The organism is Pseudomonas sp. UME65 (assembly GCF_014170225.1).
Classification (GTDB): Bacteria; Pseudomonadota; Gammaproteobacteria; order Pseudomonadales; family Pseudomonadaceae; genus Aquipseudomonas; species Aquipseudomonas protegens.
The window spans coordinates 45,370-64,954 of sequence record NZ_LZZQ01000019.1 but is presented as its reverse complement, the minus strand read 5'-3'; the positions used below and the strand labels follow the sequence as shown (position 1 = coordinate 64,954).

General features: G+C 65.7%; 18 protein-coding genes and 1 pseudogene. 11 read left to right on the top strand and 8 right to left on the bottom strand.

All coding sequences use genetic code 11. The features are described 5' to 3' along the window. Nucleotides 1-50 precede the first annotated feature (50 nt). Both A9971_RS31815 and A9971_RS31810 read left to right on the top strand, forming a co-directional pair. Complete coding sequence (locus A9971_RS31815) at nucleotides 51-692, top strand: LysE family translocator (RefSeq protein WP_041752171.1); 642 nt, start codon at nucleotides 51-53, stop codon at nucleotides 690-692. Between the two features lie 13 nt (nucleotides 693-705). After that, nucleotides 706-1,191, top strand: coding sequence for a hypothetical protein (locus tag A9971_RS31810; RefSeq protein ID WP_123473175.1), 486 nt, complete (start codon nucleotides 706-708; stop codon nucleotides 1,189-1,191). Here A9971_RS31810 and A9971_RS31805 read toward each other — a convergent pair whose 3' ends face one another. Together A9971_RS31805 and A9971_RS31800 are read right to left on the bottom strand one after the other, a co-directional pair. Then, on the bottom strand, nucleotides 1,192-1,374 hold the full coding sequence (locus A9971_RS31805) for a DUF1289 domain-containing protein (RefSeq protein WP_011060713.1): 183 nt from the start codon (nucleotides 1,372-1,374) through the stop codon (nucleotides 1,192-1,194). Nucleotides 1,375-1,377: 3 nt separating this feature from the next. Then, a complete protein-coding gene (locus tag A9971_RS31800) occupies nucleotides 1,378-1,749 on the bottom strand; it encodes a hypothetical protein (RefSeq protein WP_183000436.1) in 372 nt (123 codons plus the stop codon). Between the two features lie 114 nt (nucleotides 1,750-1,863). Between A9971_RS31800 and A9971_RS31795 the strand changes: the two genes are divergently transcribed. After that, a complete protein-coding gene (locus A9971_RS31795) occupies nucleotides 1,864-3,741 on the top strand; it encodes an amidohydrolase (protein ID WP_183000435.1) in 1,878 nt (625 codons plus the stop codon). A gap of 67 nt (nucleotides 3,742-3,808) precedes the next feature. Here A9971_RS31795 and betA read toward each other — a convergent pair whose 3' ends face one another. From betA to speB, 4 genes are all read right to left on the bottom strand, one after another. Further along, nucleotides 3,809-5,500: a choline dehydrogenase gene (betA, locus tag A9971_RS31790; RefSeq protein ID WP_183000434.1), complete on the bottom strand. Its 1,692-nt coding sequence runs from the start codon at nucleotides 5,498-5,500 to the stop codon at nucleotides 3,809-3,811. A gap of 2 nt (nucleotides 5,501-5,502) precedes the next feature. Beyond that, the gene (locus A9971_RS31785; protein ID WP_183000433.1) at nucleotides 5,503-7,071 is read right to left on the bottom strand and encodes a cytosine permease; all 1,569 of its coding nucleotides are present in this window, start codon (nucleotides 7,069-7,071) and stop codon (nucleotides 5,503-5,505) included. A gap of 138 nt (nucleotides 7,072-7,209) precedes the next feature. Then, nucleotides 7,210-8,718 carry an aldehyde dehydrogenase gene (locus tag A9971_RS31780; protein WP_183000511.1) on the bottom strand — a complete coding sequence of 503 codons (1,509 nt, stop codon included), beginning with the start codon at nucleotides 8,716-8,718 and terminating at the stop codon, nucleotides 7,210-7,212. Nucleotides 8,719-8,804: 86 nt separating this feature from the next. Continuing rightward, entirely contained in the window at nucleotides 8,805-9,782 is a 978-nt protein-coding gene (gene speB / locus A9971_RS31775) for an agmatinase (RefSeq protein ID WP_065363722.1), read from the bottom strand. Nucleotides 9,783-9,935: 153 nt separating this feature from the next. Between speB and A9971_RS31770 the strand changes: the two genes are divergently transcribed. Then, nucleotides 9,936-10,862: a LysR family transcriptional regulator gene (locus A9971_RS31770; RefSeq protein ID WP_183000432.1), complete on the top strand. Its 927-nt coding sequence runs from the start codon at nucleotides 9,936-9,938 to the stop codon at nucleotides 10,860-10,862. 38 nt (nucleotides 10,863-10,900) lie between these two features. Here A9971_RS31770 and A9971_RS31765 read toward each other — a convergent pair whose 3' ends face one another. Next, on the bottom strand, nucleotides 10,901-12,469 hold the full coding sequence (locus A9971_RS31765; protein ID WP_183000431.1) for a murein L,D-transpeptidase: 1,569 nt from the start codon (nucleotides 12,467-12,469) through the stop codon (nucleotides 10,901-10,903). Between the two features lie 153 nt (nucleotides 12,470-12,622). Between A9971_RS31765 and A9971_RS31760 the strand changes: the two genes are divergently transcribed. The 6 genes and pseudogenes from A9971_RS31760 (at nucleotide 12,623) to A9971_RS33395 (ending at nucleotide 17,191) form a co-directional block, all read left to right on the top strand. Beyond that, nucleotides 12,623-13,348, top strand: a complete 726-nt coding sequence (locus A9971_RS31760; RefSeq protein ID WP_011060709.1) for a murein L,D-transpeptidase catalytic domain family protein — start codon at nucleotides 12,623-12,625, stop codon at nucleotides 13,346-13,348. Nucleotides 13,349-13,455: 107 nt separating this feature from the next. Further along, a complete protein-coding gene (locus A9971_RS31755; protein WP_174395001.1) occupies nucleotides 13,456-13,773 on the top strand; it encodes a hypothetical protein in 318 nt (105 codons plus the stop codon). A gap of 52 nt (nucleotides 13,774-13,825) precedes the next feature. Beyond that, nucleotides 13,826-14,347, top strand: coding sequence for an alpha-ketoglutarate-dependent dioxygenase AlkB (locus tag A9971_RS31750; RefSeq protein WP_015635171.1), 522 nt, complete (start codon nucleotides 13,826-13,828; stop codon nucleotides 14,345-14,347). An 87-nt stretch (nucleotides 14,348-14,434) separates the two neighbouring features. Beyond that, nucleotides 14,435-15,316 carry an alpha/beta fold hydrolase gene (locus A9971_RS31745; protein ID WP_183000430.1) on the top strand — a complete coding sequence of 294 codons (882 nt, stop codon included), beginning with the start codon at nucleotides 14,435-14,437 and terminating at the stop codon, nucleotides 15,314-15,316. A gap of 27 nt (nucleotides 15,317-15,343) precedes the next feature. Next, nucleotides 15,344-16,333, top strand: a pseudogene (locus tag A9971_RS33400) (MCP four helix bundle domain-containing protein); the annotation flags it as partial. Continuing rightward, nucleotides 16,328-17,191 (top strand): methyl-accepting chemotaxis protein, encoded by an 864-nt coding sequence (locus A9971_RS33395; RefSeq protein ID WP_370059491.1) that lies wholly within the window; start codon nucleotides 16,328-16,330, stop codon nucleotides 17,189-17,191. The pseudogene A9971_RS33400 and the gene A9971_RS33395, both read left to right, overlap by 6 nt. Nucleotides 17,192-17,202: 11 nt before the next feature. On the opposite strand, the gene A9971_RS31735 is transcribed toward A9971_RS33395, so the two are convergent. Next, a complete protein-coding gene (locus A9971_RS31735) occupies nucleotides 17,203-18,537 on the bottom strand; it encodes a PLP-dependent aminotransferase family protein (protein ID WP_183000428.1) in 1,335 nt (444 codons plus the stop codon). Between the two features lie 108 nt (nucleotides 18,538-18,645). On the opposite strand from A9971_RS31735, the gene A9971_RS31730 reads away from it, so the two are divergent. Beyond that, nucleotides 18,646-19,542, top strand: coding sequence for a DMT family transporter (locus A9971_RS31730; RefSeq protein WP_123473173.1), 897 nt, complete (start codon nucleotides 18,646-18,648; stop codon nucleotides 19,540-19,542). Nucleotides 19,543-19,585 lie beyond the last annotated feature (43 nt).

Here is a 19,585-nt window from a genome sequence, read left to right as displayed (position 1 = left end):
CTGGCCCCGATAGAATCAAGCCCCCTTTTTCTGCAAGACGAGTCCGGACCATGGATGCTCACTCGATACTGACCTACACCCTGGTGGCAGCCATCGCCATCGCCAGCCCCGGCCCCGCTACCCTGGTGGCGCTGCACAACAGCGTGGCCTACGGCGCCAAGTCCACTATCTGGTCATCGTTGGGCAATGTCAGCGGGCTGTTCTGCATGTCTGCCGCGGCCATGCTCGGCCTCGGGGCACTGATCGCCAGTTCCGAATGGATTTTCAACGCGGTGAAGATCGTCGGTGCCGGCTACCTGTTCTACCTGGGTGCCAAGCAGCTGTTCAGCAAGAGCCAACTGCTGAGCGAAGCCAGCGCAGACAGCACCAAGGTCGGCAAGCCGCCGCGCCTGAAGCTGTTCAAGTCGGCCTTCCTGACCGCCGCCACCAACCCCAAGGCGACCATCTTCTTCACCGCCCTGTTCCCCCAGTTCATCGACCAGCACGCCGCGCTGCTGCCGCAGTTCTTCATCCTGACCCTGATCTTCATGGCGCTGTCGTTGACCTCCCTCAGCGTCTACGCGGTGCTGGCCTCCCGGGCCAAGGGCGTGCTGACCCGGCCGGCCCTGTCCAAGTGGGTCAACCGGGTGGTGGGTTCCACCTTTATCTTCTTCGGCACCACCATCCTCGCCATGCGCCGCCAAACGGCCTGAGCCCTCAGACGCGATGCAAATAGACCTGCTCAAGGAATCGCTGCTGGGCCACTGGGTAACCACTGCCGGCGTGCTGCAATGCGAATTGCAGTTCGGCAGCCGCCTGGTCTACGTCCAGCACCCCAGCAACGAACCGCCCCAGCGCCGGCTCGCGACCGCGCAGCAAGGGGTACAGGCCGCCTGGGACGACATCCCCCAGGCCCTGGCCTTTGCCGAGCGCCTGTGCGTGCCCGGCATGCGCAAGGTCTGGCAGCTGTACGCACAAGGCCTGCTGTCGTGCCCGCCACTGGAGGTCTACTCGATTCATTTCGAGATCAACAGCCCTTACCCGTCCTACACCATTTCCCAGAACCCGGATTTCGACTGGGAGACCAGCCTGACGGTGGAGGACGAGCAGGGACAGGTGCACCGCCTGTCTCTGGCCGAGTACGAACCTGGGGAAGACTTCTGGCTGAGCGTGCGGCGCCTGGGCGCCGGCCAATTCCAGAGCGATACCTGATCAGCCCTTCTTTTTCTGCAAGGCCTTGAGCCGGATGCCGGCCCGCTGCACGGCGGCCATTTTTTCCGGGCGCTTCATGCGCTTCCATTTGCGGATGTCGTCCTTGCTGCGCCCGCAACTCAGGCACAGGTCGCCACTGAGCTGGCACAGGGCGATGCAGGGGTTGTCGATTTCCTTGGCCATGGCTCAACCCCGGCCCGGGCGCAGGCGCTTCAGGCGTTGCGCCCAATCGCCACCATTGATCCGCCGGCATTGCTCTTCGCTGTCGAAGAACACACGGGCTTCCAGGGCGTCGAGGTGAACATCGGCCTCTTCCAGGGCCCGGGCCGTCAGTTCGAGCATCCGCGCGCCCTGCCCGGCCGCCAGGGCCTGCTCCTTGTGGGCCTGGGTGTCGAAGACCCAGACCACCACCAGGCTCGCCGCGAAGGCGGCGTAGTCCACTTCGTGGGTCAGCCAGGAAAAACCGACGATTTCGGCCTTGGCGGCTTCGCAGGCTTCGGTCAGGGTGGCGGCCAGCAGGCGCTCCGCGGCCGCCTGCTGGCGTTTGTTGAATGGCATGACAAGCCTTGAGTCGCAGCTAAAAGGCCGCACACCATACCTCAAGCCACTCGCCCGCGGCGGCGCTTTGCGGCTAGGCTAGTGCGCTCCTGCCCGCTTCAAGGAAGAACGCACATGCAAAAGACCTCCTTCGCGCTGCTCGTGGCAGCGCTCCAGCTCGCCAGTGCCAGTGCCCTGGCGGCCACGTCGCCGGTGGCCGACGCCATCTGGTTCAACGGCCCGATCATCACCATCGATGACCAGCACCCCAAGGCCCAGGCAGTGGCGGTGAAGGACGGCAAGATCCTCGCCGTGGGTGACCGGCAACAGGTACTCAAGAACAAGGGCCCGGCCACGCAGATGCTCGACCTCAAGGGCGCGACCCTGCTACCGGGCTTCGTCGACCCCCACGGCCATGTGTCGATGGTGGGTTTCCAGGCTGCCAGCGCCAACCTGCTGCCGCCACCGGATGGAACCAACAACAGCATCCCCGGGCTCCAGGAAACCCTGCGCAGCTTTGAGCAGCAGTCGCCGATCCCCAAGCAGTTCGGCGTGCTGTTCGGCTTTGGCTATGACGATTCCCAGTTGCAGGAACAGCGCCACCCCACCAAGGCCGACCTGGACGCCGTGACCCGCGACCTGCCCATCGCCATCGTCCACCAGTCCTCGCACCTGGGGGTGCTCAACAGCAAGGCGCTGGAACTGGCGGGGATCGACGCGTCGACCCCCAACCCGGAAGGCGGGGTGATCCGCCGCGTCGACGGCAGCCAGGAGCCCAACGGAGTGCTGGAGGAAAACGCCTTCTTCAACGCCCTGATCAAGATCTTCCCCAAGCTCACCGCCGACCAGGCGGTGGACATGCTCAGCGCCGGGCAGAAGCTGTATGTCAGCTATGGCTACACCACGATCCAGGACGGCCGCTCTTCCCCGGACCAGGTCAAGACCGCGATCAAGGCCGCGGGCGATGGCAAGTTGCTGGCGGACATCGTCTCCTACCCGGATATCCTCACCCCCGGCGTCAAGCAACTGATGGTCGCCCCCTGGTATCACCCGAGCAACCAGCCGGTGGTGTACAACCAGCACTTTCGCATCGGTGGGGTCAAGCTGACCCTGGACGGCTCGCCCCAGGGCAAGACGGCCTGGCTGAGCCAGCCCTACTTCAAGCCGCCCCAGGGCCAGGACGCCAGCTATGCCGGCTACGGCGTGGTCAAGGACGCCGACGCCCTGGCCCTCTATAAAGAGGCCCTGGCCAACCGCTGGCAGATCCTTTCCCACACCAACGGCGACCGCGCCATCGACCAGTTGCTCGGTTCCATGCGTGCCGCGGAACAGGCCTACCCCGGGGTCGATGTGCGGCCGGTAATGATCCACGGCCAGACCCTGCGCAAGGACCAGGTGGCCGAACTCAAGCAACTGAAGATCTTCCCTTCCCTGTTCCCCATGCACACCTACTACTGGGGCGACTGGCATCGCCAGTCGGTGCTGGGGCCCGAACGCGCGGAAAACATCTCGCCGACCCAGTGGGTGCACCAGGCCGGGATGAAATTCACCACCCACCACGATGCACCGGTGGCCCTGCCGGACTCCATGCGAGTGCTGGCAGCCACGGTCAACCGCACCACCCGCAGCGGCTACGTACTCGGCCCGGACCAGCGGGTGACGCCCTTGCAGGCGCTGAAGGCCATGACCCTGTGGTCGGCCTACCAGCATTTCGAAGAAGACCGCAAAGGCTCCATCACCCCGGGCAAGCTGGCGGATTTCGCGGTGCTCTCGGCCAACCCGCTGACCGTCAAACCCGAGACCCTGAGCGAGATCCAAGTGCTCAAGACCGTCAAGGAAGGCCGGGTGATCTATGAGCGTCCGGCAAAGGTGGCAGGCTTGCCGCCGCCGTTCGGGATGCACGGCGATCCGTCATTGCCGGTACCCCAGGGCATCAAGGCCGTGGCCCAGGGCGACGGCGACCTGGGCCCGGCCCTGGATGTGATCTACGACCGGCTGGCGCCCGCCCAGTAAGGTAAAACCCAACGCCGGCTGTCGTGTTCTCTAGACGGCAGCCGGCGCAGGGTTTTCCTCCTCGCGGTCATTCAACCCTCACCTTGCGTACCGGCGACCCCGGACGCTGGCGACTTTCCCAATCCGGGGCCAACCCCACCGCAACCTCGTCAGCCACCAGCAGCTTACGCCCGCGCACCAGGTCGGCGGCACGCTCAGCGAGCATGATCGTCGGCGCATTGAGGTTGCCGTTGGGCTCGCTGGGAAACACCGACGAGTCGATCACCCGCAGGCCTTCAAGACCGTGTACACACAGTTCGGAATCCACCACGGCCATCTCGTCCTCGCCCATGCGACAGGTGCCGCAGGGGTGATAGGTGCTCTCCAGGTTCGCCCGCACGAACTCGTCGATCTGTGCATCCGTGTTGACCTGCGGCCCCGGCGCAATCTCGCCGTCGCGGTAACGGTCCATCGCCGGCTGGCCGATGATTTCCCGGGTCAGGCGCACACAACGGCGGAAACCCTCGCGATCCTCCTCACGTTGCAGGTAGTTGAAGAGAATTTCCGGGTGCTCGTACGGGTCGCCGGAACGGGCCCGCACATGGCCGCGGCTCTTGGGTTTGTTGGGGCCCGTGAGCACCATGAAGCCATGCCCCTTGATGGGTTTGTTGCCGTCATAGCGCATGGCCGCGGGCAGGAAGTGAAACTGGATATCCGGCCAACCCAAGCCCTGCTCGGAACGAATGAAGCCACCGGCCTCGAAGTGGTTGCTGGCCCCCAGGCCGTCCTTGAACAGCAACCAGCGCAGACCGATCAGCAGCTTGCTCAGCGGGTCCATCTTGCTGTTGAGGGTCAGCGGCTCCTTGCAGCCGAACTGGATATAGACCTCGGCGTGATCCTGGAGGTTTTCCCCCACTCCCGGCAGCACGTGCCGAGGCTCGATCGACGCCCTGTGCAACACCTCGGCCGGCCCGACCCCGGAGCGTTGCAGCAGGTGCGGCGAACCGATGGGGCCGGCGGCGACCAGCACCTCGCGGTTGCACCGCACTTCATGGACCTGCCCCTGACGGTCATAGGCGACGCCCACCGCGCGCTTGCCCTCGAAGAGGATTCGGCGCGTCATCGCCTGAGTCAGCACCGTCAGGTTGGGGCGCCCCATGGCCGGTCGCAGGTAGGCATTGGCGGTCGAGCAGCGCACGCCGTTCTTCACCGTCATGTGCATGGCGCCGAAGCCCTCCTGCATGAAACCGTTGCAGTCTTCGGTCCTGATGTAGCCCGCCTCGACACCGGCATCGATCCAGGCCCGGTACAGGGGGTTGTGCATGTTGTTGCCATTGTTGGTGTGCAACGGCCCGCCCTGCCCGCGGTAGCTGTCACCGCCGGCCTCGTAGTCTTCCGCCCGCTTGAAATACGGCAGGCAGTGCCGATAGCCCCAGTCCCGCGCCCCCAGGGCTTGCCACTCATCGAAGTCATGGGCGTGGCCGCGGATGTAGACCAGGCCGTTGATCGAGGACGAGCCCCCCAGTACCTTGCCCCGCGGGCAATGGATACGCCGGCCGTCGAGGTAGGGCTCAGGCTCGGTCTGGTAGCGCCAGTTGTACTTGCTGGTGTTCATCGGCATGGAAAAGGCGCTGGGCATCTGGATCAGCACGCTACGGTCGCTGCCACCGAACTCCAGGACCAGTACCGAGGTACCCGGGTCCTCGCTCAAGCGGTTGGCCAGCACGCAGCCGGCCGATCCGGCACCAATGATGATGTAGTCGAATGTTTGCCTGCTCATGGTCATCTCCCGACCGTCAATTGATTGAGAATCGGCAGCGCCTCGCGGGGTTGCGCGAGCCCTTCGGCGCACGCCCCCGCGGCGTCCTCAAGGCGCAGGATCACCGCCTCTTCGTGCGCCAGGTCCAGCGAACGGCTCAGGCCGTAGTAGGCCACCCCGGACACCAGCAGCCCCACCAGCCAGGCAACGTCGATACTGCCTAGGGCCCTGGCCAGCGGGCCGACATAGACCTCGCGCTGCTCCACGCCGTCGTAGATGTAGAAGAAGGGGATCATGCTCGCGAAGCCGATGGCGTAGGCGACGATCCCGCGCAGGCCCCAGCTGCCGTAGAGGTTGCCCCGGGGCATGAAGAAGTGCGTGATGGCGTAGCGCCCCTTGCGCACGAAGAAGTAGTCGGTGAGGTTGACTGCAGTCCAGGGCACCAGGAAATACAGCATCACCACCAGGTAGATGCTCAGCACCGACAGCCCCTGGTTCGAGCGCTGGATGCTCAGGGCCACGCCCAGTTGCAACAGGATCACGAAGAGAATCGCCAGGATCCGAGCCTTGCGCGTCGGCTTGATGCTGATGATCGAATCGACACAGGTCAGGGTGGTCAGCTTGGCGCTGTAGATGTTCATCGCGATCACCGGCAGGAACGCCAGGATGGTCACCAGCACCACCGCCGTGCCCACCAGCGGTGACAAGGTGTTGCCCACCTGCCCCAGTGCCACCAGCACATCGGTGGAATGCAGGTGGTCGGCCAGCCAGCCGCCCACGGCGATCATCCAGGCGCCGGACAACGAAGCCCCGAGGAACACCACGGCGATCAGCTTGCCGCTGTGGGTGTGCTTGGGCAGGTAGCGCGAGTAGTCGGACACATAAGGCGCATAGGCGATGTTGTAGCTGGCCGCGGCGGCGAACTGGGCGACGCCGCCGGACCAGTTGAAGCCCAGGGGCTGCGGAGCCACGCCGCCTGCCGCCACGGCCAGCGGTTGGGCATCGGGCACCCAGTGCATCAGTACCGCCAGGCTCACCAGGCCATAGAGCGGCAGCGACAGGTACAGCGCCCACTTGAAACTGCGGTGCATCCAGTCGTGGCCAAGAATCGCCAGGGTCGCCCCCGGCACGGTCACCGCCAGGGCCACCAGCAGCGGATCGAAGCCGAACAACGTCTGCAGCCCCTGCATCATCAGCACCAGGTTGACGATGTTGAAACCGGCGAACACGAACAGGGTCGCCAGCAGCACCAGGATCACCCCGCGATAGCCGAACTGCGCCCGGGACTGAATCATCTGCGGCAAGCCCAGGTGCGGCCCCTGGGAACCATGGAAGGCCATGAACAAGGTGCCGAACATGATGCCCAGGGTGCCGGTCACCGTGGTCCAGAACGCCGTGAGGCCGACGCTGGGCCCGACAAAGCCGATGGTCATGGTGAAGAAGGTGAAGTTGCCCAGAAACCAGAACGGCCCCTGGCTGGAGAGCTTGTCGGTGCGCTCGTTTTCCGGGATGTAATCGATCGAATGGACTTCGACAACGGAGCCGTTGTCGGCACTGGAGACACTCGGGGCAGGCTGGGCATTAGTGTTCATGATGGGCTCTTATTGTTGGTCGATATCATGACGGGGCACTGGTGCGGTACTCGATGCCTGGGCACCTCCTGCAGGCTCTGACGAGGGATGTGCGGGCGCCCCAAGGACGCCCGAAATCGGTAAAGGCAGGCTCGCCTGTCAAGGCAGGGTGATCCAGACCGCCTTGGTTTCCATCAGGTGGTCGAGCTGCTCCGGCCCCAGGTCCTTGCCGAACCCCGACAGCTTGTAGCCACCAAAAGGCATCGCGGGGTCGATGGTGCTGTGGGCATTGACGTACACCGAGCCGGCCCGCAGACGCGGAATCAGGCAGTGAACCCGGCCCAGGTCGTTGGAGTAGATCGCCGCCGCCAGGCCATAGAGCGAGTCATTGGCCAGCGCCAGCGCCTGCTCGTCATCGTCGAAAGGCGCGGTCACCAGCACCGGCCCGAAGATCTCTTCCTGGACGATGCGCATGTCATTGCGGCAATGGGCAAAAATGGTCGGCTCGACAAAGTACCCCGGCCCCTCGAGCGGCTGGCCGCCGTAGACCAGCTGGGCGCCCTCGCCCTTGCCGATCTCGATGTACTCGCTGACCCGCTGTTTCTGCTGGGCCGATACCAGGGGGCTGATGAAGCAGTCCGGGTCCAGCCCCGGGGCCACCTTCAAGGTCCGGGTGTAGGCGATCAGCTCATCGAGAAACGCGTCATAGATGCTGTGATGGATATAGGCACGGGTACCGGCGTCGCAGACCTGCCCCGAGTTGAAGAACACACCGTTGGCCACGGCCTCGGCGGCCGCGCGCAAGTCGGCGTCGGCCAGCACGAGCACCGCCGACTTGCCCCCCAGTTCCAGGGTCAGGCGCTTCATGTCGTCCAGCGCCGCGCGCCCCACGGTACGGCCCACCGGGGTCGACCCGGTGAAGCTCAGTTTGTCGATCCCCGGGTGCGCGGCCATGGCCGCGCCGATCACGCTGCCGCGCCCGCTGACAATATTGATCACCCCGGCGGGGATGCCCGCCTCTTCCACCAGCTCGGCGAAGCGCAAGGCCGAGAGCGACGTCAGCTCGGCGGGCTTGACCACCACCGTGCAACCGGTGGCCAGGGCCGCACCCAGCTTCCAGGCCAGGGTCTGCAACGGGAAGTTCCAGGGCACTATCACCCCGACCACGCCCACCGGCTCCTTGCGCGTGTACGCCAGGTAATTGCCCGGCAACGAGGGCTCGACGGTGCGTCCGTGGAGCTTGCTGGCCCAGCCGGCGAAATAGCGCAAAGTGTCGACCGTACCCTGGATATCGACATCCCGGGCACTGGCCACCGATTTGCCCATGTCGATCGATTCGATTTCCGCCAGTTCCGTAGCGTTGTCCGCAATCAGTTGCGCCAGGCGGTGAATCATCGCCTCGCGCTCCAGCGGCTTGAGCAGGCTCCATTCGCCGCCGTCGAACTGCTTGCGGGCCGCGCTCACGGCACGCTCCAGGTCCTCCACGGTGCCCATGGGAATATGGGTGAGCAGGCCCTCGGTGGACGGCTCGCGGACCTGCGCGGTCTGGCCGTCGCTGGCATCGACCCAGGCGCCACCGATGAACATCTTCTGCGCCTTGCCGAGAAAGCGCTGGGTGGCCTCGCTGATTGCGAACTGTTGCAGGTACTGCTTGACGATCGTGTCCATGTTCATGCCCTCTGCCCGACGCTGGGCGTCGAGTCACTGTGCTTCGCTGATCGCCCCAGGTCGGTGCCGGAGGCAGGTGTGTCTCATTACCGGGAGCGAGCCTGGGCGCGCTCATGGAAGATGAAACCGAGGCTGTTGAGCAGCAGCTGCGCCGCCAGAATCGAGGTGATGCCCGAGGGGTCGTAGACCGGCGCCACCTCCACCAGGTCCATGCCGACGATCCGCCCCTGGCTGCGCCTGGCCAGGGCCTGGATGATCTCCAGCACTTCGTAGTAGAGGAACCCGCCATGGCTGGGCGTGCCGGTGCCGGGGGCGATCGAGGGATCGAAACCGTCAATGTCGATGGTGATGTAGTAGTCGATGCCCTCGGGGATCAGCGCCAACACGCCTTCAGTGCCCAGGCGCCGGACCTCGCGGACCGAGAGGATCTTCGACCCGGCGGCATGGGCCGCCTCGTAGTCGTCGCGGTTGGATGAGGACACGTTGCGGATCCCCATCTGGGTCATGCCGATAATGTGCTGCATCTCCGAGGCCCGGCGCAGTGGGTTGCCGTGGCCGTAGCGCACGCCGTGACGCTCATCGACAAAATCCAGGTGGGCATCGAAGTGAATGATGTGGATCGGCCCGCGCCCCTCGAACGCCTTGATCACCGGAGCGTGCACCGAGTGATCACCCCCGAGCACCACCGGCATGGCCCCGGCCTGCAGGATCTTGCCCACGGCGAACTCGGTGTTGGCATTGCTGGTGGCCATGTCGGTATGAACGATATCCGCATCGCCCACGTCCACCATGCGCACATCCTCCGCGGTCAGGTACATCACATCGTCTTCGTGGTCGTAGGCCCCGGCGTGGCCGAAGGAAAACAGGGTCGAGGCCTCACGGATCCCCCGCGGCCCGAAGCGCGCACCGGAACGCCATTGGGTACCCATGTCGTTGGGCACCCCGAGAATCGCCACATCGGCATCCAGGGTGTCCCAGTCGGTGCACACCGGGGATTTGGCAAAGGTGCAATGGCCCACGAAAGGCAGGTTCAGGCGGCCGGACTCATAACCGTGCTTCGACATGTTCAGCGTCTCCATTTCTTGTTATTCGCTGGGGCGGGCGGGTGCGGCCGCCGCCGTTGAATCGACTATGAGCGCTGGTTTATATGGAGAAAATGCTGAACATCAGATACTCATATCGGCATTGCCGATGTGTCCACAGGCGGGAGGTGTCCAGTGATTCAACTGCACGATGTCGATCTCAAGCTGCTCAGGGTATTTGCCACCATCGTCCGTTGCGGCGGTTTTTCCGCGGCGCAGGCGGCGCTCAATACCGGCCAGTCGACCATCAGCGAACAGATGACTCATCTGGAGACACGGCTCGGGGTCAAACTCTGCCAGCGCGGACGCGGCGGGTTCCGCTTGACCGAGCAGGGGGTGGCGATTCATGAGGCGACCCAGCGCCTGCTGTCGGCGGTGGAGAACTTCTGCATGGACGCCGATGTGCTCAAGCAGCACATCAGCGGCCAGCTCAACCTGGGGATCATCGATACCACCATCAGCGACCCCGACTCACCGCTGCCGCGGGCCACCCAGCGCTTTGTCTCCAGGGGGCATGACGTGCACCTGAATGTCTACGTGGGCACCCCGGCGGAGCTGGAAGAGCGGGTGCTGGACGGGCGCCTGCACCTGGCCATCGGGCACTTCCCGATCCACGTACCGGGCCTGTTGCACAGCGCCTTGTACCAGGAGGCCCTGGGGCTGTACTGCGGCCGCTACCACCCGTTGTTCGCCAGCCAGGCCGACACCGTCGAACTGCTTGAGGAAGTGGCCGCGAGCCGGGTTGTCGCGCGCGGCTACATGCAGCAACACGATCTGCAATGCCTGGGTGTCAGCAAGGCCGCCGCCACGGTGGACAACATCGAGGCCCTGGCAATCCTGATCATCTCCGGCGCCTACCTGGGCTTTCTGCCCACCCATTTCGCCGCTCAGTGGGTCACCTGCGGCGACATGCGCCAACTGGCGCCCAAGCGCCTGCGGTTGATGTCACCCTTTGATGTGATCACCCGACGCGGCAGCACACCGCCGCCGATCCTCGAGGTCTTTCTGGAAGATCTCGCCGCCTGTTCGCGTCAAGCCGGGCCCTCATACCCAGGAAGCTGACGCACCGCCCTGCCCCTGGCCCTTGCGGTCGCACGCCATCAGCGCGAGCCAAGGGCCAGTGCCAGGGGCATATCCCGCCCGTAGATGTCCGGGGCATACAGCAGTTGCCCGTGGCTGTCGGCCTGCACCGTCCAGTAGCTGAGCAGGATCGGCACCGGCTTGGCCAGGCGGAACTCGTGGGTCAGGCCGGTGGCCAACAGCTCGTTGGTGCGCAACCGCTCCGCCGGGCTGAGCAGCCAGTCGCGCAGTTGCAGGGCCTGCTCGACCCGCACGCAGCCGGAGCTGAAGGCCCGCGGCCCCTTGCTGAACAGCGCCTGGCTCGGGGTGTCGTGCAGGTACACCGAGAACGGGTTGGGGAAGCGGATGGCGATGCGCCCCAAGGGGTTGCGCGGGCCGGCGCCCTGGCGCAGGAGGATGTTGCCGGGGCGGTCCCAGTCGATGTCCTCGGCCGCCAGGGGCTGGCCGTTGGCATCCAGCACCTGCAGGTTCTGGCGGTTGAGGAAACCCTGGTCGCGGCGGATTTCCGGCAGTTTGTCTTCCTTGAGGATGGTCGGCGGCACGGTCCAGGTGGGGTTCAGGGTCAGCCGGGTGACCTGGGATTTGAGCAAGGGCGTCTGGCGCTCCGCGCGGCCGACCTGGGTGCGGGTCTGCCAGACCACCGCGTCATGTTGATAGAAGGTCAGCTGGGCGGCGGCAACGTTCACCAGCACCAGGTTCGGCTCGTAATCCTGGGCCAGCCAGCGCAGGCGTTCGAGGTTGATGCGCAGCTGTTCGCGGCGCTCGGCCGGGCTGATGTTCATCTCTTTCAGGGTGCCCGCGCCGACCACACCGTCGGCCTGCAGCGAATGGCCAAGCTGGAAGTTCTTCACCGCGCTGACCAGCTCGCCGCTGTAGGCGTTGTCCGGGTTGACCACCGGGCTTTGCAGGTAGCCGCCGTGGTACAGGCGCAGGGCCAGGTCCGGCACCCGCTTGTCCTGCATGTCCGGGCGCAGCAACGGGCCGCCGGCCACGGCCTGCCACTGGGGCAAGGGTTGCTGGCGCTCATGGGCATAGGCCTGGCGCAGGTTGCGGTATTGCGCGAGGCTGGGGCGCGCCTGCTCGAAGGCCGTGGCGATGTGGGCGATGCCCGGCACGGCAATCGCCAGCAGCGCGCTCTGGCGATCGTCCGGCAGCGGCTGGGCCCGCCACATAGGCTCGAAGCGGCTTTGCGCCAGGCGGCCGTAATGCAGGTCCTGCAGGGCTTGCAGGTACTGATGGGTGATATCGATATCGCTGCACAGACCATCTCCCGTCGGGCTCGCCTGCGGCAGGCGGTAGTGGCCCGGGTCCAGCCCGTCGTCCACCAGTTGCGCCAACTGCGCCTGCAAGCTGGCCAGGCGGCCCGCCACGGACCACACCTGCTGTTCGCCCTGTTGCTGGTAGAAGCCCTGCAACAGCTGCTGGGCCGGGGTATTGAGCCGCGGCGCCAGGGCCGGGCAGGCCACGGCCAGTTGCGTCAGCGCCGTTTGCATCGGGCTCGCCGACAGCTGTGGCAGCTCATCGGCCAGCGCGACCAATGGCGCAGCGAGCAGGCACAGGGTCAAGTAACATGCGGGTTTTTTGAACAACTGCTTTACTCCAATCCGTGGGCGCCCAACGGGCGGCCAACCATTACGGCAGATGCGGAAAACAATCGGGCCTGGGCATTAAACATATAGACCAGACTGCCGGGGGAACGACAGGACGTCAGGAGCCAAAGTGACCATGGGGACGCTCTATACATGTTGAATTTCTCGTGCCGGTTCTGCCTGGTGGCCATTGCCCTGGGCGCCTTTTCCATTTCGTCCTTCGCCGCCAGCAAAGTCCAGCCCGTCGCCAGCCCCACGCTGTACGCCAGCCTCGCCCACGCCGCCCCGCAACTCAATCCCCAGGCCCTGAAAAGTGCCCTGAACGCCATGCAATGCGCGGTAGGCAGCGGCGCCCGACAAGCCCGCCACCTGGCGGTGATCGACTACTCGCAGCCCTCCACCGAACGGCGCCTGTGGATCTTCGACCTGCGGACCAAAAAACTGGTGCTGCGCGACCTGGTGGCCCACGGGCAGAAATCCGGGGAAAACTTCGCTACCCAGTTCTCCAATCGCCTGGGCAGCTACCAATCCAGCCTGGGCCTGTTCCGCACCCAGGAAAGCTACGAAGGCAGCCATGGCTACTCGCTGCGCATGGACGGCCTGGAACCGGGCTTCAACGACCGGGCCCGGGACCGCGACATCGTGATCCATGCCGCCGACTACGTGAACCCCTTGTGGAGCCAGCGCCAGGGCCGCATCGGCCGTAGCCAGGGCTGCCCCGCGGTGCGCCCGCAAGTGGCGCGCCAGGTGATAGACAAGCTCAAGGATGGCCAGTTCATGTTCTCCTGGTACCCGGACCAGCGCTGGTTGAAAACCTCGCCCTACCTCAACTGCCAGCCACGCCAGGTGGCGAGCATCCTCAGCGCCAACGGGGGCTGAGCAAGCCGGCCGGATGCTCGGCGCCTGCCCTCTTCGCAGTTGCGCCGCACGTCGGCGGCGAGATACCGTTACCGACCTGGAACGCCACCTCGCCCGAGCTCCACGCCATGCCTTCGCCACACACCCTGCTTCTGCAACAGCCCGGACCACGCCCGGCGTTCTACCGGGTGGCCGAACACCTGTGGGGCGCTGGCTGCAATGTGGATTCCGATGGTAACAGCCGGACCGCCGACGATGACCAGTGGACCGAGCTGACCCTGATACTGCGCAATTCCAGCCAGCAACGGCTGGACATCGAGCCACTGTCCCTGGCGCCCCTGGTCCTGCTGATCCGCGCTTCCCAGGCGGACCTGGGGCAAAAGGCCGCACAGTTTATCCAGTCGGTGGCAGGCGGCACACTCCAGGCCCCCATCAAGGACCGATAAGGATCACGCCCTGCCTCCGCAGGCGCTGTCCTTCACGACAGGCAGTACTCCCATGACTCCACCCGAAATCGACTTTTTCCCCGACTTCATCGCCGACCCGCATCGGCTGTTCAACCACCTCAAGGACTCCGTGCTGTGGGACGAGCGCATGCGTGCGCGCAAGACCGCCAGTTTCGGCGCGCCCTACGACTACTCGCAGATCACCTACCCCGCCGTGCCGATGCCCGAAGCGCTGGAGCAGTTGTGCGGGCCCATCGAGCAACTGCTGGGCTTTCGCCCCAACAACTGCCTGCTCAACTGCTACCCCGACGGCCAATCCTCCATGGGCTTTCATTCCGACGCCAATGAACAGTTGGTGACAGGCACCGGAGTGGTGATCGTCTCCCTGGGCCACGCCCGGGCCATGGTCTTTCGCCACAAGGAAAGCGGCGCCACCTTCGACTACAGCCTGGCCAGCGGCTCGCTGCTGCACATGTCGGACGAACTGCAGAAACACTGGCTGCACGCGATCCCCAAGGCGCCGGACGCCGGCGAGCGCATCAGCCTGTCGTTTCGCCAGCTCAAGACCGGGTAGTGCTGGACTCGGTCAGGATCGGCCCTTGACTCAAGGGCCGCGCCATCGACAATGCCCGGCTGTATTCAGCGTTTGCCCCGAGGCCCCATGCAGTTGCTTCCCTGGTCCTACCCCTGTTCCGAAGGCTTCACCCTGCGCGGCCTGCGCTCCGCGCCTTCGGGCAAGCCGCTGCTGCACTTCCTGCACGGCAACGGTTTCTGCTCCATGGCCTATCAGCCGATGCTGGCGCTGCTGGCCGAGTCCTTCGACCTGTGGCTCAGTGACGTCCAGGGCCACGGCGATACCGACCACGGCGGCCCGTTCCTGGGCTGGAACCGCACCGCCGAACTGGCAGCCGAGGCCTTCGAAGCCGGGCTCGATGCCTATGGCGAGGTACCGCGCTATGCGCTGGGCCACAGTTTTGGCGGGGTGCTCACCTGCCTGATCGTCGCCGAACGCCCGCAACTGTTTCGCAAGGCGGTGATGCTGGACCCGGTGATCTTCACCCCCTCCATGATCGGTTCCCTGGGCGTGCTGTCGGCCCTGGGCCTGAACCGCCGCCACAGCCTCGCGCGCAAGGCCGCCGCCCGCCGCCGGCGCTGGCCGGACCGCGCCGCCGCCAAGGCCGCGCTGGCCAACCGGGGCATCTTCAAGGGCTGGAGCGACGCGGCCCTGGCCGCTTATGTCGAACACGGCCTGAAGGACGACGAACAAGGCGTGGCCCTCAAATGCGCCCCCGAGCGCGAAGTGGATATCTACAGCTCCTTTCCCCGCCGCCTGTGGCGCTCGCTGCGCCAGGTGAAGACCCCAAGCCTGGTGATCCATGGCCGCGACAGCTACCCCTACGTGGCTCGCTCGATCAAGCGCTGGGCGGCCATCAACCGGCACCTGAGCACTCAGGTGATCGATGGCCAGCACTGCTTCATGCAGGTCGACCCGGCCACCAGCGCCCGCTCCATCCAGGGCTTTCTCCAGACCGAAGGCCGGTGAAAGCCGCGGGCCAGGCGCCCACGACAGATGTCACCGTGCTATCATTGGCGGGTTTTCCAAGCAGGCCGTGCAACCTGTCGATCCTGGAAAGCACTGGACAAAGGCGCCGATCAGATGCGCCTGCCGCCTGCCTTGTGTGCAAAAAGCCGACGGTGCCGTGGGGCCTCGCCCCACCGCGCACCGCACCGATGCAAACCGCGACTCGCCTCGCCGGTTGTACTTTTTGCCGCCACAAGGAACACAGTCATGCTCTTGAGAACGATGAACATTTCCCGCCGCGCAGGGTTCAGCTTCGCCCTGATCGCCCTGCTGGCCCTGGCCCTGGGAGTTTTCTCCCTGCTGGAAATGCAACGCATGAACCAGCAATCCCTTGAGGTCGACCAGAACTGGCAGCCATCCATCGTTGCCGCCAATGCCCTGGCCCTGACCAGCACCCAGATCCGAACCCTGACCCTGCGCATGCTGGTGGTGCGCGACAGCGGTGACGTGCAGGCCTTGCTGTCGCGCCTCAGCGAGCTGGAGCAGCAGCAGGATCGGCAACAGCAGGCCTATGAAAAACTGATCAACGTCGACGACGAACGCGCCGCCTACGAGCGTTTTGTCGAAGCCGAGGCGCTGTACCTCAAGGACCAGCACCGGATCACCGACCTGATGCGCCAGGGCCACAAGGAAGCGGCGATCGACATCGTCGACGGCGGCCCGTTCCTGGCCAACGCCGACGCCATGCTCAAGGAATTGCTGACCATCATCGACGTCAACACCCGGGGCGGTATCGCCGCGGCGGCGCAAAGCAACCAGGTGTTCAAAGGTGCGGTGGGCATGGTCCTGCTGATCATGCTGGTCGTGGTGGCCCTGACCGTGGTCCTGGCCCTGTTCCTGACCCGCAGCATCGTGCGCCCCCTGGGCCAGGCCGTGGAGGTAGCGGAAACCATCGCCCGCGGTGATCTCGGCCAGAGCATCGCAGTCAGCGGCAAGGACGAACCGGCGCGCCTGCTGCACGCCCTGCAGACCATGCAGGCCAGCCTGCGCGGCACCCTGCAGCGGATCGCCGATTCGTCCAACCAACTGGCCTCCGCCGCCGAGGAACTGCACGCGGTCACCGAGCATTCCAGCCAGACCCTGCACCAGCAAAGCAACGAAGTGGAACAGGCGGCTACCGCGGTCAATGAAATGACCGTCGCCGTGGAGGAAGTGGCGCGCAATGCGGTGAGCACCTCCGAAGCCTCCCAGGAAACCGACCGCACGGCCCATCACGGCCGCGAGCAGGTACAGCACACCGTCGACTCCATCGGCCAACTGGCCGAAGACGTGACCCAGACCTGCCAGCGGGTGGAAAACCTGGCGGTGGACGTGCGCAATATCGGCCAGGTGCTGGAAGTGATCCGCTCGATTGCCGAACAGACCAACCTGCTGGCGCTCAATGCCGCCATCGAGGCCGCGCGGGCCGGGGACGCCGGACGCGGCTTCGCCGTGGTCGCCGACGAAGTGCGGGCCCTGGCCCATCGCACCCAGCAGTCGACCCAGGAAATCGAAAGCATGATCAACACCATCGAGGAAGGCACCGAAGGTGCGGTCAGTGCCATGCGCAACAGCAACGAGCGCGCCCACCTGACCCTGGAAGCCGCCCGCGCTTCGGGGCTGGCCCTGGACCAGATCACCCAGGCCATCACCACCATCAACGAGCGCAACCTGGTGATCGCCAGCGCCAGCGAGGAACAGGCCCAGGTCGCCCGCGAGGTGGACCGCAACCTGATCAATATCCGCGACCTGTCGACCCAGACCTCGGCCGGGGCCAACCAGAGCAATGCCGCCAGCCAGGAGCTGTCACGCCTGGCGGTGGACCTCAATGCCCTGGTGACCCAGTTCAAGCTTTGACGCTTGCCGCTTCAGAAGGCGTAGCGGCCGATCACCTGCCGGACCCTGGCTAGCGCCACGCCCAGATCGGCCATGGCCACCGAGCCCAACGCCAGGCGAATGGCGTGGGGCACCGGGCCGGCGCCGACAAAGGGCTCGGCGGTGGACACCGAGACCTTCTCCCGCAGCAGCGCCATGGCCACCTGATCGGCCCGGACTTCCTCGGGCAAGGGCAGCCAGAGGAAGTAGGAGTTCGGATGGCTGACATAGGCCAGCCCGGCCAGGGCTTCCCGGGCCAGGGCCTGACGGGCCTGGGCATCCTCGCGCTTCTGGTGCTCCAGGAGCGCCACCGTGCCATCCTCGATCCAGGCACAGGCCATGGCGGTCATCACCCCCGGGGTGTTCCAGGTGCTGGTGCGGATCGCACGCTCGATCAGCGCCACCCAGGCCGGCGGCGCCACCACATACCCGACCCGCAGGCCGGTGGCCACATTCTTCGAGAACCCCGAGATGTAGACCGTGATCTCTGGTGCCAGGGCAGCCAGCGGCGCGGGAGGATCCTGGGCCAGGAAGGCGTAGGCGGCGTCTTCGATGATCAGCAGCCCGTGGGCCCGGGCAATCGCCACCAGGCGCTGGCGCCAGGCCAGGTCCAGCACCCAGCCCATGGGGTTGTGAAGGGTCGGCATGGCGTATACCGCGCGCACCCGCCGCCGTTGGCACAGGCGCTCGAAGGCCTCCAGGTCCGGCCCCTGCTCGCTCAGGGGAATGGCCAGCAGTTCCAGCCCGTGGGCCTCGGCCACCACCTTGAACCCGGGGTAGGTCAAGGCATCCACCGCCACCACATCACCGGGCTTGAGCAACGCCATCAGGGTGGTCGACAGGCCGTGCTGGGCGCCGCTGACCAGCAGCACCTGCTCGCCCTCCACCACCAGCCCATGGCCCGCCAGGTAGCGCGCTACCGTGGCCCGCTCATGACTGCGCCCGGCGTGGGGCTGGTAGCGCAGCAAGGCTTCCAGGTCGCCGGTCGCCGCCAACTGGCGCAAGGCGCTACGCAGCAGTTCGGCCTGGCCGGGCAACGCCGGGTAGTTGAAGTTCAGGTCCAGGGTGCCCGGTGCCGTAGCGGGCTGGTCCACGCCCTGCCCTGGCGGCAAGGCGGTTTCCCGGACATAGGTCCCACGCCCGGTTTCGCCGCTGACCAGGCCCATGGCTTCCAGCTCGGCGTAGACCCGCGATGCAGTGACCAGGGCCAGCCCTTCCCGCGCCGCCAGCTCGCGATGGGTGGGCAGGCGGGTGCCGGGGGCCAGGATGCCGGTACGGATATCGGCGGCAAAGGTGTCCACCAGTTGTTTGTAGCGGGCACGGGCCATAGGCGCTGTATCCATGACAATTTTTTGATTGTGCTGATTTTCAATCCTAGGATGGGCTCGACACAAGCCCCCGCCGCTGCGGCCTCCCACTTCTTGAGCACTCCCCGAATGGAACGGACATCGACCCTGCAATCCCCAACCCTGGAAAAAACCGCCAGTGGCTGGCTCAACGGCTTTATCGGCGTGCTGATCTTCAGCGGCTCACTGCCGGCCACCCGGGTCGCGGTGCTGGAGTTCGACCCGCTATTCCTCACCGTGGCCCGGGCCACCATCGCCGGGCTCCTGGCGTTGTGCATCCTGCTGCTGTTCAAGCAGCGCCGTCCGAGCCGCGTCCAACTCCTGCCCCTGACCATCGTTGCCCTGGGCGTGGTGCTGGGCTTTCCGCTGCTCACGGCCCTGGCCCTGCAGTACGTGACCTCGGCCCATTCCATTGTGTTCCTCGGCCTGTTGCCCCTGGCCACCGCGGTGTTCGGCGTGCTGCGCGGCGGCGAGCGGCCGCGCCCTGTGTTCTGGCTGTTCTCGGTGCTCGGCAGCCTGTTGGTGGTGGGCTATGCCCTGTCCCAGGGCCTCACGGCTTCACCCGAGGGTGACCTGCTCATGCTCATGGCCGTGCTGGTATGCGGCCTGGGTTATGCCGAAGGCGCCAAGCTGTCGCGCACCCTGGGCGGCTGGCAGGTGATCTCCTGGGCCCTGGTGCTGTCGCTGCCACTGATGGCCGCACTGACCCTGTTCAGCATGCCCGCCTCCTTTAGTGGCATCAGCCTGCCGGCCTGGGTCAGCCTGGGCTACGTATCGCTGTTCAGCATGCTGATCGGTTTTGTCTTCTGGTACCGCGGGCTGGCCCAGGGCGGGATCGCCGCCGTCGGCCAGTTGCAGTTGCTGCAACCCTTTTTCGGCCTGGCCCTGGCCGCCGGCCTGCTCCACGAGCACGTCAGCCTGGGCATGCTCGGGGTCACCGTGGCGGTGATCCTCTGCGTGGTCGGGGCACGAAAGTGTTCCAAATAAGTACAAGGCAGTGGCGGCGCTTGCCGGGCTGCCACTGATTGCG